Source organism: Chryseobacterium sediminis (genome assembly GCF_008386505.1).
GTDB classification, from domain to species: domain Bacteria; phylum Bacteroidota; class Bacteroidia; order Flavobacteriales; family Weeksellaceae; genus Chryseobacterium; species Chryseobacterium sediminis.
This window is the reverse complement of sequence record NZ_VUNZ01000003.1, coordinates 303,371-319,251: the sequence shown is the minus strand read 5'-3', so window position 1 is coordinate 319,251 and position 15,881 is coordinate 303,371. Positions and strand designations below refer to the sequence as shown.

18 protein-coding genes are annotated in these 15,881 nt (G+C 36.2%); 5 read left to right on the top strand and 13 right to left on the bottom strand.

Annotation, left to right across the window (positions count from 1 at the left end; all coding sequences use genetic code 11):
- The first annotated feature begins 46 nt into the window (after positions 1-46).
- Positions 47-481, top strand: a complete 435-nt coding sequence (locus tag FW780_RS16720; RefSeq protein WP_149834811.1) for a hypothetical protein — start codon at positions 47-49, stop codon at positions 479-481.
- A 38-nt stretch (positions 482-519) separates the two neighbouring features.
- Here the strand turns inward: FW780_RS16720 and FW780_RS16715 are convergent, their stop codons facing one another.
- The 9 genes from FW780_RS16715 to FW780_RS16675 form a co-directional block, all read right to left on the bottom strand.
- Entirely contained in the window at positions 520-1,155 is a 636-nt protein-coding gene (locus FW780_RS16715; protein WP_149834810.1) for a peptide deformylase, read from the bottom strand.
- 141 nt (positions 1,156-1,296) lie between these two features.
- The gene (locus tag FW780_RS16710) at positions 1,297-2,169 is read right to left on the bottom strand and encodes a ChaN family lipoprotein (protein ID WP_149834809.1); all 873 of its coding nucleotides are present in this window, start codon (positions 2,167-2,169) and stop codon (positions 1,297-1,299) included.
- A gap of 182 nt (positions 2,170-2,351) precedes the next feature.
- Positions 2,352-3,380, bottom strand: a complete 1,029-nt coding sequence (locus tag FW780_RS16705) for a hemin-degrading factor (protein ID WP_149834808.1) — start codon at positions 3,378-3,380, stop codon at positions 2,352-2,354.
- A 4-nt stretch (positions 3,381-3,384) separates the two neighbouring features.
- On the bottom strand, positions 3,385-4,035 hold the full coding sequence (locus tag FW780_RS16700) for a class I SAM-dependent methyltransferase (protein ID WP_149834807.1): 651 nt from the start codon (positions 4,033-4,035) through the stop codon (positions 3,385-3,387).
- Between the two features lie 2 nt (positions 4,036-4,037).
- Positions 4,038-4,811: a heme ABC transporter ATP-binding protein gene (locus FW780_RS16695; protein ID WP_149834806.1), complete on the bottom strand. Its 774-nt coding sequence runs from the start codon at positions 4,809-4,811 to the stop codon at positions 4,038-4,040.
- Complete coding sequence (locus FW780_RS16690; RefSeq protein ID WP_149834805.1) at positions 4,811-5,851, bottom strand: FecCD family ABC transporter permease; 1,041 nt, start codon at positions 5,849-5,851, stop codon at positions 4,811-4,813. The genes FW780_RS16695 and FW780_RS16690 overlap by 1 nt, the downstream gene beginning before the upstream one ends.
- A complete protein-coding gene (locus FW780_RS16685) occupies positions 5,835-6,713 on the bottom strand; it encodes a heme/hemin ABC transporter substrate-binding protein (RefSeq protein ID WP_149834804.1) in 879 nt (292 codons plus the stop codon). Before FW780_RS16685 ends, FW780_RS16690 begins: the two co-directional genes overlap by 17 nt.
- Positions 6,714-6,734: 21 nt before the next feature.
- Positions 6,735-7,850 (bottom strand): HmuY family protein, encoded by a 1,116-nt coding sequence (locus FW780_RS16680; RefSeq protein WP_149834803.1) that lies wholly within the window; start codon positions 7,848-7,850, stop codon positions 6,735-6,737.
- Between the two features lie 16 nt (positions 7,851-7,866).
- Positions 7,867-9,972 carry a TonB-dependent receptor plug domain-containing protein gene (locus tag FW780_RS16675; RefSeq protein WP_149834802.1) on the bottom strand — a complete coding sequence of 702 codons (2,106 nt, stop codon included), beginning with the start codon at positions 9,970-9,972 and terminating at the stop codon, positions 7,867-7,869.
- A 95-nt stretch (positions 9,973-10,067) separates the two neighbouring features.
- Here FW780_RS16675 and FW780_RS16670 point away from each other — a divergent pair, with 95 nt between their 5' ends.
- Both FW780_RS16670 and FW780_RS16665 read left to right on the top strand, forming a co-directional pair.
- Positions 10,068-10,874 (top strand): T9SS-dependent choice-of-anchor J family protein, encoded by an 807-nt coding sequence (locus FW780_RS16670; RefSeq protein ID WP_149834801.1) that lies wholly within the window; start codon positions 10,068-10,070, stop codon positions 10,872-10,874.
- Between the two features lie 195 nt (positions 10,875-11,069).
- The gene (locus FW780_RS16665; RefSeq protein ID WP_149834800.1) at positions 11,070-12,362 is read left to right on the top strand and encodes a T9SS type A sorting domain-containing protein; all 1,293 of its coding nucleotides are present in this window, start codon (positions 11,070-11,072) and stop codon (positions 12,360-12,362) included.
- A 135-nt stretch (positions 12,363-12,497) separates the two neighbouring features.
- Here FW780_RS16665 and FW780_RS16660 read toward each other — a convergent pair whose 3' ends face one another.
- From FW780_RS16660 to FW780_RS16650, 4 genes are all read right to left on the bottom strand, one after another.
- The gene (locus tag FW780_RS16660; protein WP_047376912.1) at positions 12,498-12,788 is read right to left on the bottom strand and encodes a putative quinol monooxygenase; all 291 of its coding nucleotides are present in this window, start codon (positions 12,786-12,788) and stop codon (positions 12,498-12,500) included.
- A gap of 88 nt (positions 12,789-12,876) precedes the next feature.
- Positions 12,877-13,764 carry a sulfite exporter TauE/SafE family protein gene (locus FW780_RS16655; RefSeq protein ID WP_149834799.1) on the bottom strand — a complete coding sequence of 296 codons (888 nt, stop codon included), beginning with the start codon at positions 13,762-13,764 and terminating at the stop codon, positions 12,877-12,879.
- 1 nt (position 13,765) lies between these two features.
- A complete protein-coding gene (locus FW780_RS22480) occupies positions 13,766-13,957 on the bottom strand; it encodes a hypothetical protein (RefSeq protein ID WP_167510738.1) in 192 nt (63 codons plus the stop codon).
- A gap of 88 nt (positions 13,958-14,045) precedes the next feature.
- Complete coding sequence (locus FW780_RS16650; RefSeq protein WP_047376986.1) at positions 14,046-14,453, bottom strand: RrF2 family transcriptional regulator; 408 nt, start codon at positions 14,451-14,453, stop codon at positions 14,046-14,048.
- A gap of 173 nt (positions 14,454-14,626) precedes the next feature.
- Between FW780_RS16650 and FW780_RS16645 the strand changes: the two genes are divergently transcribed.
- Together FW780_RS16645 and FW780_RS16640 are read left to right on the top strand one after the other, a co-directional pair.
- Positions 14,627-15,055, top strand: a complete 429-nt coding sequence (locus FW780_RS16645; protein ID WP_149834798.1) for a DUF4268 domain-containing protein — start codon at positions 14,627-14,629, stop codon at positions 15,053-15,055.
- Positions 15,056-15,165: 110 nt separating this feature from the next.
- Complete coding sequence (locus FW780_RS16640) at positions 15,166-15,804, top strand: hypothetical protein (RefSeq protein WP_167510737.1); 639 nt, start codon at positions 15,166-15,168, stop codon at positions 15,802-15,804.
- Positions 15,805-15,881: the final 77 nt, after the last annotated feature.

Here is a 15,881-nt window from a genome sequence, read left to right as displayed (position 1 = left end):
ACTGATTCTGCTATTTATTCTCTTAAAAATTGAGTAATTTTGTTTAATGGACATCATTATTGATATTGTTTGTCAGGTGTATGCAGGACAAAAATCAAGAAAGACAATCAATTTGGTATTGAATACATTTCTTCCCGGCTACGAAAAGTTAAATCTTGATTATACTTATCCAAGACACGACAGGAATTATATTTTTAAAACGGAAGATGAAATGATTGGTTACTTCATTGAAATGCCTTCCATCACCCAGACTTTTTACTGGAATAAATATCATGATAATCCCAACAAAATCATGGTAGGTGCAGATATTACTGATGACGACAAACTTATTATGAGCCTGACCTTAAATGGCACCAAGGAAACTGAAAAAATGTATTTCGACCAGCTCAAAAGTATTTTACAATCTGATATTGGGGTGATTTCACACGTTGATCCCGCAAATTATGAAGATGGAGAAGATTTTATTTTGAGATATAGATAAACAAATTATAGCACACTGACATAATTTATAACTCATCCTTATCTTCTGTCTTTCATTACATCACTTTTCTGATAAGCTTCAACCTTTTTATAAGAATCATTTTTTTCTTTTTCTTTTTTATCAGAGATCAGAATTCCGAAGAGATGGTCAATCTCATGCTGAAAAATAACTGCTGTGAAACCTTCTACTATTTCTGAATATTTCTGTCCTTTCAAATCCACATATTCCAGCTGAATCACTTTACTTCTATAGAATTGGTCTCTGAAATCAGGAATCGATAAATCGCCTTCAGGCCCAAGATTCTGCAGATCGGAATGCCAGACAATCACCGGATTGATAAAATATTCCAGTGGCGTTCCTTCTTTATCAAAACGTTGTACCCAGATAATTTTTCTGTTGATTCCTACCTGAGGGGCAGCAATTCCTACTCCACCATCTGTAGAAAGAAGAGATTCTTTCATTCTTTTTACGAGAACAGCTATGTTCGGGTCAAGAGGATCTGCTTCTGAAGAAATACTCAGCAATGTTTTATGCTGACTGGCATCCGTAGTCTGATAGATTGGTAACGCCGCATTTATATCTCCCTGATTAATGATTGAAATCTCATTGGAAGTGAGTTTCTGGGCGTTCAAGAGTCCTATAAAAAAGATCAGCAGAATGGGTAATTTCTTCATGTTTTCTGAATGTCTTACAAAGGTAAATATTGTAGAATAAAAATAATTATTTATCCCTGAATTTTAAGTTTTGGATAAAGCCATTGAAGTTTTGTTATAAAAAAACAAACGGGCCAAAGCCCGTTTCTGTTGAATATTTTTTTAAAAAGTCTTAGTCATATCTGCCGGAATAATCAGATTGAAATCTGTCGGGATATAGTCTTTAGCAGGAACTTTCAATTCAGGATCTTCTGATTCAAAAACAGAGATCACGGCCATTTTCAGATTTGGATTTTTCTGTTTGATGTACCAATAGATTCCTCCGAATTCTTTGCTGTGATAATTTCCGTTGTAATGGATAAAGGTTTTTCCGGCCTGGAAGTTTTTCAGAATAGATTCCGCCATTGTAGCATCTTTTGTTGCCTGAGCTGAAATAAAATTCATCACTTTTGTTCCTTCGGCATGATCTCCCATCATTGCTTTCATTTCGGGATATCCCGGAGTGTCTAATGTAACTTCTATAGGTAACTGAGCAATGTATGTTTTCTCTTTTTCGCTTAATTTATTCAGGGATTCAAGGCCTTCCTTAGCGGTTTGAGAAGCATATTTTCTTGGAATATTGGTGGCAATAAAATTCAGCTTTTTATTTTTAGCAAAATCTACCAAAGGCTTGTAATCTGTTGCATAATTATTCCATAAACGTGCAGAGTCTTTGAATGTTTTAGCATCAAATTTCCCATTCAGATATTGGTTTAACTGTGGCTGATTGTCTCTTTCAAACATTTCTGCTCCTAAAATGAGCTGTCCGTTCTTTTTTGCAAACAACGCTTCTGTAATTTTAAGCTGAAGCCAATGATTGATAGAACTGTTATGATTTTCTCCAAAAAAGACCACATCATAATCTGCCAGTTCTTTCACCAGTTTTTCCATTTTTACCTCCTTCCCTTTTTTATCATAAAACTGATATGCCTTAACATCCTGTGCCTTCAATGAACAGAAACCGGCAAGCAATATCGCTATGAAAATATTTTTCATTTTATTTTATATTTAACCACAAATTACACAAATATTTTGGCACTTTCCACACTACAACAGTGAATTTACTACCTGTAAATCTCTCGTTAAAGCCTTTTTGATTATTCTTAGCCAAAATCCGAAATAAAAAAGACCGCTTTGAATTTTACAAACAAAACGGTCTCATTCAAATCATCTAATTATTACTTTTCTAATGCTGCTACAAGGTCCTTCCACTCCTGAAGCTCAGGAATTCCTGGTTTCCTTTTTCCAAAGAACTGAACAATAAAGTCTCCTTCTTTGTTGAATACTTCAATAGCCGTTACTTCTCCGTCCTCAGTTGGTTTTTTAACGATCCATGCTTCAGCAATTTTCGTTACATCAAGGTGTAAGTTGAAATCCGGATCCATTATGTTGAACCACTGCTGGTGCCAAAGTGTTTTCTTTACATTTCCGGTGTGGATCTGAATAATTCCTCTGTTTCCAACGAAAACCATAATCGGAGTGTTTTTTTCAGAAGCATCTTCAAGGATGTTTACTACTTTAGCATTATCGATTTTCTTAGCAAATCCTTCCGGAGCCAATCTTAATGCCTGCGTTCTGCTTACTCCATATTTTCTTGTCATCATGAAGAAGTCATGGGTATCTTTCAGTTCTGTCCATGCTTTTTTGAAGCCTTCCACATCAATTTCTGAATCTGCTTTTTCAGCCTGTTTTGGAGCTACTGCTTCAAAAACCAATACCTGATTCTGATCTTCTGCTTTAAACTTTTCTACAATCACATCGAAAGCTCCTTCGTTACTGTCTTTAGTCAGATAAATTTTATGAAGTGCCAAACCGTCTTTCCCAAAAAACTGAAGACTTTTCTTCTCTCCTTCTAATACTGCAAAAGCAAATTTCCAGTGATTAAGGAAAATTCTAAGGTCGATATCTTCCCCAACAAAAAGCTGTGCATGGGGACTGCTAAAGTCTCCGTTCAGATATGTTCCTTTTCTTTCATGAACACACTCATCATTACGGGTAAGAGCCATTACTTTTCCTAATTGCTCAGCTTCTGTAAGGATTCCCTGAAAATCCGGGTTCAGTACAGTAACTCCTTCTCCAATGCTTGTTGCCAGTAATTCGGCTTCACTTACTTCTAACTGTGCTGCTGCATTTCTTATTCTGATATGTGGATTTTCTGCTTTCAGAGCTTCCCATTTTTCCTTTAAATCATTAACTAATGTGCTCATTACTTTACTTTTTTATGGTTAAAATTGTATAAATTCTTTGTATTGTTTCGTTTCCTGTTTTACTTTTAATTTCTTCTTCTTTTTCGGAAGTTTTCATTCTTTTAAAATGACTTTTGGAGATCAGTTCTTCCATTTCATTGTTGTTGTACAATGTAAAATCATATTCTGTAAACGGCAGTTTTTCCATGAAATCTCTCTGTCCGAAAGTAAGGACGAATGTTCCGTCATCTTTTAAAACCCTGTAGATTTCATTTAAAAATTCCACCGGATTTTCCCAGAAATACACGGTATTGACTGTAAATATTTTATCGAAAGTCCTGTCCTGAAAAGGAAGCTTTTTACCTTCATACAAAACAAATTCGGCCTGACCTTCAAATTCTTTATTGAGCCTTTTGGCTTCATTGTGCATGGTTTCAGAAATATCAATCCCTGTATATCTGAGGTTTTTGGCAAGGCTCATGATACTTTTCAGGTGGCCGGCATTTCCGTGTCCTATTTCAAGGATTTGCTGATGGTCATCTATCACAAGAGTTTTGATACTTTCTAACGTCATACTGATGTTAGTGGCATTCATCATTTCACCAATCTCGATTCCTTTTTCTCCCTGAGGATTGGCAAGATTCTGTGCGAGGATTTTAAGTTCTTCTTTTTCCATGGTTATCCAAAAATGATCATTGGGTTATTTGTAATAGGGTGTCCGCAGATGGTACAGGGAAAATTATAGGCTTCACTGATGTTTTCTGCCGTAAAAACTTCCTGCGGAGTTCCAAAAGCGGAAACTTTTCCTGATTTCATCAATAAAATCTTGTCTGCAAATTGTGCTGCAAGGTTCAGATCATGTAAAACAACAATGGCACTGTTGGCTTTTTTTGTAAAGTTTTTGATAATTTCCAATGCCTTATATTGATGTTTTATATCCAGATTGTTTAAAGGTTCATCCAGAAAAACCAGTTTATGGGTAATTTCGTTCTGTAACTGTGCCATTACTCTTGACAGATGTACCCGTTGCTTCTCTCCTCCTGACAGGGTATTGTAATCTCTGTCTTTCAGATGAAAAATATCTGTTTCATACATCATATTATTCATGGCTTCAAGATCTTCTTTTCCGGGTTGGGCATCAAAATAAGGATACCTTCCCATCATAACGACATCTTTTACTTCAAGCGGAATATCATTGCTGTTGTGCTGTGAAAATTTTGCTTTATGTCTGGAAAGCTCTTTCACGTTCCACTCCTGAATAAGTTTATTCTTAAATAATACTTTTTGTCTTCCTGCTTTTACTTCATCTGCCAAAACACTCAGAAGGCTTGATTTTCCTGCTCCGTTCGGACCTACAATGGCTAAAAATTCACCATATTCAAGAGAGACATCTACCCCATCCAGAATACGAAATTCTTTATGTTTATAATTAATCTGATGTGCCTTAATCATTACAGTGATTTTTTAAATTTAACCAAGATAGCAATAAAAATAGGACCTCCCATCAGGGCTGTCAGAATTCCGATCGGAAGTTCAGACGGGGCCACAATACTTCTGCTGAATGTATCTGCCGTCAGCAGCAAAATACTTCCACACATCGCTGATAAAGGCAGGATAAAGGTATTATTGGATTTGAATAAAAGTCTTAAAATATAAGGTACAATAAGACCTACAAAACCAATTGTTCCTGCGAATGCTACACAGGTTCCCACCATTAAAGCAACTGTGATAATGATCTGCTTTTTAAGCCTTTCCACATTGATTCCCAAATGCTGGGCATCTTTTTCTCCCAACATCATCGCATTCAGTGCTTTTCCTTTAGGCAATAAAATAATATAGGCAATGATCATAACAATGGCCAAAATGATATTCTTCGTCCATGTAGCAGCTGCTAAACTTCCTAAATTCCAAAAAGTAAGATCTCTAAGCTGCTCATCTTTTGAGATGTATATTAAAAATCCGGTAATTGAAAAACCGATTGCGGTAATAGCTACTCCGGTAAGAAGCATCATTACTACATTTGTTTTCCCTCCACTTGTTGAAATCCTGTATACCAGCATCATGGATAAAAAGGATCCTAAAAAAGCAGCGATTCCCACCAGTGAAAATTGTACAGCTTCAGGAAGATATTCTTTGAAATGTCCTCCTAAAACAATCGCAATTGCCGCCAGCAGGGTTGCCCCCGAGGTAAGACCTATCAAATCACCTGTTGCCAGCGGATTCTTAAAAAGCCCCTGAAGACTTGTTCCCGAAACGGAAAGCATTCCTCCAATTAAAATTGCCATTACGATCCTGGCAGCTCTTACATCCCAAATCACATATTTATCACTTAAAGACAGAGCCGGATCACCTTTTACAAATTGCCAGAGTACCATGAACGGAGATTTTTCTCCGAAATCATAAACTCCTGTATTAAGTGACAGTACCGCTATAATAGCAAGCAGTACTGCACTCATAATAAGATAAAAGTATAGTTTACTTTGTGTTTTCAATTAAAAGTTTGTTTAATCCTACTGCTGCTTCTCCTAGTCTCGGTCCAAAACCTGATACTAAACCTCCATCCATAGCGATGATCTTCTTATTCTTCCCTGCATTGGTTTGGGAAACGCCTGGCATTTTAAGAGCGCCATCATTTCCTCCTGCTCCCTGTAAACCTGTTTCAAAGAAGAACAGTACATCAGGATTAGCTTTTACAACTGCTTCGGGGGTCAATGGTTTGAAATCTTCAAAATCAGTTACGGCGTTTTCTCCGCCTGCAAGAGTGATCAATGAAGCCATTGGTGTATTTTTACCACTCACCATCAGCATATTTCCTCTGGCATAGATGAACAGTACTTTTGGTTTTTTAGCAATGGGCTGTACCTGTTTAAGATCAGCATCAATCTTATCATTCAGTTTTTGATAATCTGTATTTCCGATAGCTTTTGCTACAGATTCGATTAATTTTTTAGTTCCTTCTACCGTATATTCCTGTTTGAATACTTCAGTTTTAATTCCTGAAGATTTGATTTTCCCCATTAATTCCGGGTTGATATCTTTATCAGAAGCTAAAATTAATGTCGGAGAAACCGCCATGATTGGTTCAATGGTCATTGATCTCATGTGTCCTAAATCTTTAGCTGTAGCTTTTAAAGATGCAGGATATGTACTGGTAACATCTGTTCCTACGATTTCTTTTTCGTGGCCCAAAGCAGATACGATTTCCGTTATCCCTCCGCTTAACGTTACTATTTTATTGTTTGTTTTTGGTGCTTCAGAAGTGGCTTCTGTTGTATTTTCTTTTGCTGATGCTTCTGCCTTTTTGCAAGAATATACTGCTACAAGTACAGAAGCTGCAAGGATGAATTTTTTCATGATATACTATTATTTGATTATTTATAAAGGTTCAAATTCAAAATTGGTGTATCCACGGTTTCCGTTTTCGTCTTTCATTTTGTTGAATCTCAGTTTAAAGTAGAAACCTTCAGCATCTTTCAACACAAAGAAACGGTCTGAATACACAAAAGGAACCGGATTGGATGCTGTCCCTGTTGTTGTTCTCCACTTATCACCAATAGCTCTGTGATCATTAAAAACAAATTTGGCCGGTTCAACGTCTTTCAGTTTAAATGCAGTATAAGCCTGGTCCAGACTTCCTGTAACCGTTACCTGATAAGCACCTACCCCATTCAAAGTATTGGTCGTTACAAAATCTGCATAGAAGTAGCTTCCCGCACTGGTTGTAGGTCCCATGAATACCTCATTGGTAAATGTTGTGAATGCTAAATCCCATCTTTTTTTCTTAGGCTGAACTTTTACCGGTGTACCCGTTTTTAGGTTAAAGAATGAGAAATTGTACTCAGTATCTTTTGTAATGATATATTCTTTAATATCTGTTCCTGTTGCGTTCACATCGGCATAACGGATTTTGTATCCATTCTGAGCTCTGAGGATCTGAATCTTTTTCCATCCTCTCGGATCACCGGATAAGGAAACGGAACCTGCCCCGATATTGGCTGCAGAAGGTATTTCTCTTCCCAGATTGATCAGATAAACAGGATTATCAGCATCATTTTCTTTGATAGCATCAATTCCGGAAGTCTGATTTAGAAAGTCTCCATTCGGATTGTCAATATATTGCATGTTCGCAGCATCAAACGTTCCCACCTGAGCAATTTCTTTCAAATTTGCAACATCAGCATCTTTTACTTTACTGATATCTGTAGCAGCGGGTATTTTAATAACCGTCATGGCAAGAGATCCGTTCATAATTACACGAAATTCATCGCCTGTATAAAAACCAAGATCCCAGTCTGTTCTGCTGTTGACAGCCGGATTGGTATAATCACTCAGATCAATCCAAACCTGATTAGGTTCTGTAGGACCACCGACTTTCACATTAACTTCTGATCCAGTCATAGGAGGAACCGGAACCGGATCTTCATCTGCAGAGAGACAAGACTGAGTGGCCACCATGATGGAAAGAATAGAAAATATTTTTAAATACTTCATAACAGTAACTTATTATTTAAAATTGAAACATTAATCGGGCAAAATAGCTTCTGCCGTAGTATAAATTAACAAACCCGTTCGCTGCTGTATGTGCTGAACCTGCAACTGCAGTGGAGTTTAACCTCGTTACATCAAATATATTTTTCACCCCCGCAGAAATTTCAAAATGCTTATTCCAGAAAGGCTGGCTTACGATGAAATCCATCATATGGAAGCTGTCTACTTTTCCAAGGCGGAAGCCGCTTGCTCCGTCAGACACATAAATTCTGTCCGGACCTGTGAATTTGTAGTAAAGAGCAAAATTTGTATCGGTATTTTTCAGTTTGTAAGTTGCTGAAGCTCCTGCCTGTATCAAATACTGGAAATCTGTAGGAGAAGAAGATGTTAATTCATTCATTGATACCGAAGTTCCGTTTACAGACCCTCTTAAAGACAGGGCAAACTGATCTTTTCTAAAATCTACATTGGCTGAGAATAATAGATTTTTATAGGTATTAAGATTCATGTATTTGTACGTAGAAGGTTGTTTTATCACTACCATTTCAATTCTGTCACGTACATCCAGATATAATGCATCTACCCCGTAAGCGATTTTCCAGCCATTATCTACCGAAAAGTTCTGATTCCAGAAAAGTCCTGCTGAGAATCCTTTTTCAGGATTTAAATCCGGATTACCCTGTACATCATGATTAAGATTTACAAAATAGGTATATAGCTCATCGTATTTAGGGAAACGGTTTGCAGATCCTATGATTGCTCTAAGATTTGAGTTCTCAGAAGTTTTATATCTTGCTGATAAAGAGTAGTTGTACTGATCGTTAAAGTTCTCACTAAGGGAAAGTCTTACCCCTGGTCTTAAAGATAATTTGTCTGATACATTCCATTCCGCAGAAAGGAAGTTGGAATAGGTAAATATCTTTCTTTTTACCGCTTCACCAAAGAAATCTCCTGCAATCAATGCGGCATAACCATTGGTATAGTCCAATTCATATCCTAACTGAAAATCAAACACTTTGCTATCAAGGAAATTGCTAAACATACCTCTTGAGTAGATAACATCTGTCTTATAATAAGATTTTTCGTCCTGACGGCTCTTTATCGTTCTGTTCGGAATATCGTAGTTGTAGTCGTAATATTTTCTGTCCTGATTCTGATACGAGAAGTCTCCCATGTATCGGATGTGTCCCAGATTGGTTTGAATATTAAACTGGTGTACCCAGCGGTCTGTATTGTATTTTCTGTCTCTACTCTCATAAGAAACTCCACCCACACCGTCATTTAGCGGATTTCGGCTTACTTCCGGATTGTAGAAATTGAAATTCTCATTGAGATAGGACAGTTTATAGAAGAATGTTGTTTTGTTTTTTGTATATCTTAGCAAAGCAGATGCATCATACTGATCTTTCGGATTCCATTCATATCCTCTCTGATTGTCCTGGCCGAAATATTTATAACCTTTGCTTTCTCCTTCATATCCCATAAACTGGTTATGGTTGAAATTGATGCTTGCAAACCATTCATTGCTGATATTGTAATCTATATTCAGGTTCTGAATATGTCTTCCGTTCCCTTTTTTCTTAAGATCGTAATTGTCTCTTACCGTTTCTTCCTGTACTGAACCTCTTACATTTATTTTTTTTGTACTGGTTTTCTTTGTAATAATGTTGATGACTCCGGCAACAGCACCATTTCCATATTCAACCCCCATACTTCCTTTTACAATTTCAATTCTTTCGATATTGCTTAAGGCAATTTTGGTAAGGTCAATATTACTTCCCAGCCCTGTATCCCCTACTACCGGAATATTGTCTATAAGGATTTTTACATAATCACCATTAAGTCCCATAATATTGGCGGTAGAATTTCCTGAACGGGTATCCGGAGTGATCTGTATGTTAAGACTTTGATTTAAAACCTCGGCAACATTAGTCGCTGCCATATTTTTAATCTGTTCTGCATCAATAACCTCAACCTTATATATTGATTTGTTAATGGACTGCTGCATATACTGTCCTGTAATAACAACTTCATCAATTTTCTTTTGATTAAGAGAATCCTTTTCTTGTGCATTCATCCATAAGGCTACAGATAATGATAGAACGGAAAGCACTTTCTTCTTCATAAGGGTACAAATTTTCGACAAATATAAAACTTTATTTAGACTCATTAAAAATAAATATATATTTTTGTGGAATAATTCTAAATAAAAATAATCTCATGAAATTAAAATTACTTTTAGGAACTCTGATGTTTACAGCCTTAACAGCGAATGCTCAGGTATCTAACATCAATGAAAATTTCAATAGTTTCACTGCCGGGAATACAACCTTCCCTCAGTTTGGATGGTCTGCCATTGTTGCTCCAATAACCGGAGAATTTCCTCCTGTACCTCCAAGAATGATTGTAGCAGGCGACTCTAACAGGTTTGTTCAGTCGTATGCAGGAAATAATGCGACAGGTTCTTCATATCTGATTTCGCCACAAATTGAAACGCCAACCGGAAATAAAACATTGACTTTTGATACTACTCTAGTTTCTCCATCTCCTGGTCCGGGAAGTATTCAGATAGGAGTAGCTTCCAATCCTGCGGACATGTCAACATTTGTTCCTGTTGGAGGCCCTGTTAATGTATCGGTTATTGGTACAGTTCAGAATATCAGCGTAAATATTCCGGCATCTACAGGGTCATACATTGTATTTAAATTCACTCCTACAGCTACACACGTTGCGATCCAGGTTGACAATGTAGTTTATAATACGACAGCTTCTTTAGGGGTAAATGACAGTAATAAAGCAACGGAAAATTTCAGATTTGCATTAAACTCTGATCAGACTGCATTGGAATTTAAATCAAAAAAAGATCTTAAAAACATCAGCATTTACTCTGCTGCAGGACAGAAAGCAATAGAAGGAAAACCAAACGGACAAATTTTTGATATCAGTACTCTTCAAACAGGAGTTTACTATATGAATGTTGAAACTTCCGAAGGAAAAACGATTCAAACAAAATTCATCAAGAAATAAGGTTTATTAGACTATTATCTACCTTTTTAAAGCCGGCGGGATCATTCCTTCCGGCTTTTCTATGCTCTTATTTTTTCTTAGTCAAAGTATAATTAAAATAAAAACACGATAAAAATCATGTTTTTATTTAGACTCATTAAAAATAATTATATACTTTTGTGGAATCATTCTAAATAAGGATTTAAAAAATAAGTTATGAAAACAAAACTATTATTGGCTTCAGTATTGGCAATGTCTGTTCAGCAGACTGTTTTGGCACAAACTGATGCAATGGGATACTCACAGGTAAATATGACAATGGGAAGCGGATACCAAAACAGAGTTTTTGTAGACCTTGCAGATGGCAACATGGTTTCTCAGCCTGCCAATACCTGGGATGTTGCTTTTTATAGAAATTCAAACTATGCATTTGGATCAAGAATAAATGATGCAAAAGATATTGAAGTATTCACCGCTTCAACCAATTTAGCAGACTGGGATAATATCAGCATCAGTAATGAAGCTTCATGGGGAGACCCTCTTTATAACCCGGATCAGACCACAGACTGGAGCCAGGGGGCTTTTGAACAAGGTCCGGTAACCTCTCCAAACCCTAATATTCCTTCAACAGGATGGGGAGTTTACAATCCGGTGAACCACCACATTCAGGGGAAAGCTATTTTTGTTTTAAAATACCCTTCAGGAACATACATCAAATTTGCCATTGAAGATGCCTTTGCAGGATATACTTTTAAATATTCAAAATGGAATGGCACTTCATGGGGAGCTACAGAAACGAGAACCCTCGCTAACGGAACAGATGATTCTTATTTCAACTATTTCTCATTTGATACCGGAGCAAAAGTTCCGAGTCTGGAACCATCAAGAACTGCATGGGACTTCGTATTCACAAAATATTATACATTCTACATGGGGGTACAGATGTATCCGCTTTCCGGAGCCATCCAAAGCCCAAACATCAAAGTGGCAATGGTACAGCCGGAAACACAGGCAACAACAGCTTACACAATCCCTGCCAATGCAAGTTTCTCATCAGCTATTACTACTGTAGGACACTCATGGAAAGGCATCGGAACGGTAAAAAGTGATGTGGTATACTACGTCAAAAAAGGAAATGATTACTATAGAATGTACTTCACTACAAACGGTGGAGCAAGTACAGGAAATATGTATTTCAAATACAAGAAGATTACTGAAACATTAGGCATTACTGAAGTTGGGAAAAAGGCATCTTTCGGTATCTACCCTAACCCGGCAACGGCTGATAAAAAAGTAACGGTTCTTTTTGATGTTAAAGAAAAAGCAAGCAACAAAGGAAATGTAGAAGTCTATGATCTTACCGGTAAAAAGGTATATTCTGCTGAACTTACGAATCAAGCAGGATTCTACAAACAGGATCTGAATCTTTCTACCCTTACCTCAGGAAATTACCTTGTAAAAATTACTTACGGCGGGCATTCTGAAACGAAAAAGCTTATCGTGAAATAAACAATTTTATTTTAATACTTTCTATTTTTTCTAATAAAAAGGCGGTTTCAAACTATTGAAACCGCCTTTTATTCTTTTAAGAAAATCAAGAAAATTTTTAAGCCTAAAATCTCTTAATCTCTTAATTCTTTAAAATTAATATATCTTAAATCCTTTATAAACTTCTGCTGAACTCTCCATGATTTTGGAAGCATCTTTACGGAAATCCAAAAGGTGGTCCTGACCATTATGTCTGTTGTGATGTTCTACGCTTTCCCAAAGCTCAATCAGGAAGAAAGTTCCTTTATTATCTTTATCTTCAATAAGGTCATACTGCAGACAGCCTTCTTCTTTTCTTGTTTCTTTCACAAGGTTCTGAAACAGCTCTACGGCATCCATCAGATAATTTTCATTAAACTTAAAAAGTGCAATGATATGTAAATTCATGTTCTAATATTTAGTGATGTAAAAGTAAAATATTTTCAAAACCGAATATCCTTTTAAGCCCTTTATTTTTTAATATAAAGCATAATTTTTAATTAAAAACTGATTTATAAATAGTTATAGAACTCATCACAATCACCAATGTTCCGATAATCACAAACATTTTCTTCACTGGAAGCTTTGCAGTAAGCATCGCTGAAAAAGGTGCAGTAATAATTCCGCCAATCAAAAGGCCAAGAATGATATTCCAGTGCTGGATTCCGAGGGTAAAGAAAAAAGTAACAGCGGCCGTTATGGTAAGGATAAATTTGGCTACGGTAGAGCTTCCTACGGCAAATCTTGGGGTAAAGGCATTCTTAATCAAAGTTCCGGTTACCAGAGGCCCCCATCCTCCTCCTGCAAAAGAGTCTATAAAACCTCCTATCACTCCCAGTCTGGTAAGATTGGTTTTTCTTTTCAATGCTTTACTTTGTTTTTCTTTAAAAGCATTCGATAAAATCTGAATCCCGAGATATAAAGTATAAAAAGCGATCAGTGTTTTGGTAATTTTCGCATAATATTCTCCAAGGTAAGTAAGACTTACTGCACCAATTACAGCCCCGATAACCGCCGGAACTGCAAGTTTCTTCACCAAGCTTTTACTTACATTTTTCAATCTGATATGGCTGAGGCTTCCCGCAGCCGTTGTAAAACTTTCCGCGGAATGGATACTTGCACTTACAATATGGGGCGGAATATTTAAAAGCATAAGTGTAGTAGTACAAATTACTCCATACCCCATTCCCATTGATCCTGCTACAATTTCTGCAAAAACCCCTACCAAAAGCATCCAGTAAAAAATGTAATTATCTTTTGCCAGAATAGTCTGCAATTCTTCCAGGTAACCCAGTTCATACATTGAAAAAACAGCAATAGATATAATAACAGCCGTCACAAAAAGGACATTAAGCCTTACCTGAATTTTTCTTGAAATTACCATATTAAAAAACCGTTTTAGTCTGTACTTCTTGATTATCTGTCACATCGAAAATAAAGACACTTAACGATCGTATGTTTTCTGCACTTCTGTACAAGGAAATATTATCAGATATACTATATGCAGCATCCGAATGCACTGCAGTCATGGAGAGTGTAAGCTTTTGTAATTGGTTTGCCTCTTCTTTTGAAATCATAGTTTATTCATTTGAAGTACTGCAAATATCTGATAAAATATTTATCCTACAAAAAAAGTAGACTATTAATTCAAAAAAAAGGACCAGGTCAGTCGACCAGATCCATTAAAGTTTTTTTCTCGAGAATATTCAGTGAAGCATCCCGAACCTCTATCAGTACATCATGAAGGCCGCAGTGATCTTCATTGCAGTCGTCACATTTTTCATAAAAATTCAGACTTACACAAGGAAGCATTGCAATAGGTCCGTTTACAAGACGAATGATTTTGGCCAGTTTCACATTTTCAGGCTTTTCCTTCAGAAAATATCCTCCACCCTTTCCTTTTTTACTGTCAAGAATTTCAGCTTTTTTGAGTTCAAGCAGGATATTTTCTAAAAACTTTAAAGGAATCTTTTTGTGTTCCGCGATTTCAGAAATAAGAATTGGGCCTTCATTTCTTTTTTCTACAAGATATGAAAGCGCCTTAAACGCATATTGAGATTTTTTTGAAAGCATTACAGCAAAAATAAGAAAATTGTTTAACATTTGAAAAAGGGCAGACAGGTGAACAGATAAATTTGAAATCTGAGTCTTTATTTATGTATTTTTACTCATCCGGCTTATCCGTAATTTTACGGTTTCAGTACCACATTTTTGCCTTTCTCCTATTAAATCATTATGTTTGCCGTATGTTCAGTAAACAAGAGGCACAGCAATTAAAAAAGGAATTTTGGACAGCTTTTGGAAGATCATTTCCCAGAAAATGGATTCTTTATGATACCAAAATCAAGGACATGGCATTTAAATTTTCTGCCGACAATAAAAAAGCAGAAGTTTCTCTGGATATCGAAATGAAAGATGAAATCTTCAGAAATGCTTACTACGAAAAGATCTGGTCTTTGGAAGATATTTTAAAGGATTTCATTGGAGATTTTTACAAAGAAGAATATTTCACTCTTGATAATGGCAAGATTATCAGCAGAATATGGGTTGAAAAACATAATGTTTCCATTTTTAACAAAAATACATGGCAAGAAATTTTTGAATTTTTCGTGGACAAAATGGACGGTTTTGAACGATTTTACTATGAATATGAGGATTTTATAAAGGACATATAAAATACTTACGAAATAAATACTATTTTACACCTCAGGCTTAGATAAAAAAGAAAACTTATCTTTGCGATACCACTTAAACTAATAGATGAAACTAAATAACGTGATTAAAAATGAGAAAAGTGTACAAAAACATTTTTGGAGAAATTATCTCTAAAAGTAAAGCTGTGAAGCTAAACGAATATCATCTGTATTATTATGAGGAAGGTTCCGATTTCCTGAAAGAAATTGAATTCATCAACGAAGACAGTGTTTACAACATCAATTATTTTCTAAGTGACGAAGAAGACGAAACACAGGTAGTAAATTACCTGAAGGAAAAATCTGATTTTTTTGATATTGAAAAAAAAGAAACTGCCGACGGATTTATTATTTCTACCAATAAACTGTATTCCTTATCTGTAGATGATCTCCCTCTGATTTCTAAAACTGTTTTCAAAACGGACGATCCTGAAAACTTTATCTGTTCTCAAGTCATCGATAATGAAACGCATGAGCCGCAGCTTGAAAGGACAATAAAATGTTGGTATACCAATGATGGAAACGGTGAAAAATATGCCGCAATAGAGTGCAGCTATCAGGAAGACGGAAAACTGGAACTGGCTGTAGACAAAACACCGGATCCCGACAATGAAGAAAACTGGGTTCATTATGATTATGACACTTTCCAGGACCTTCAGGCACAGATAGCCACCGACATCGGTTATTACAGAACAGCAGCCCTACTTCCCAAAGAAGCCTATCAGCAATAACTTATATTCTTCTTTTACATCAGAATTATTAAATGAAATAGAGTTCATTTTTTTTTAACCCAAAGGTACAAATACCA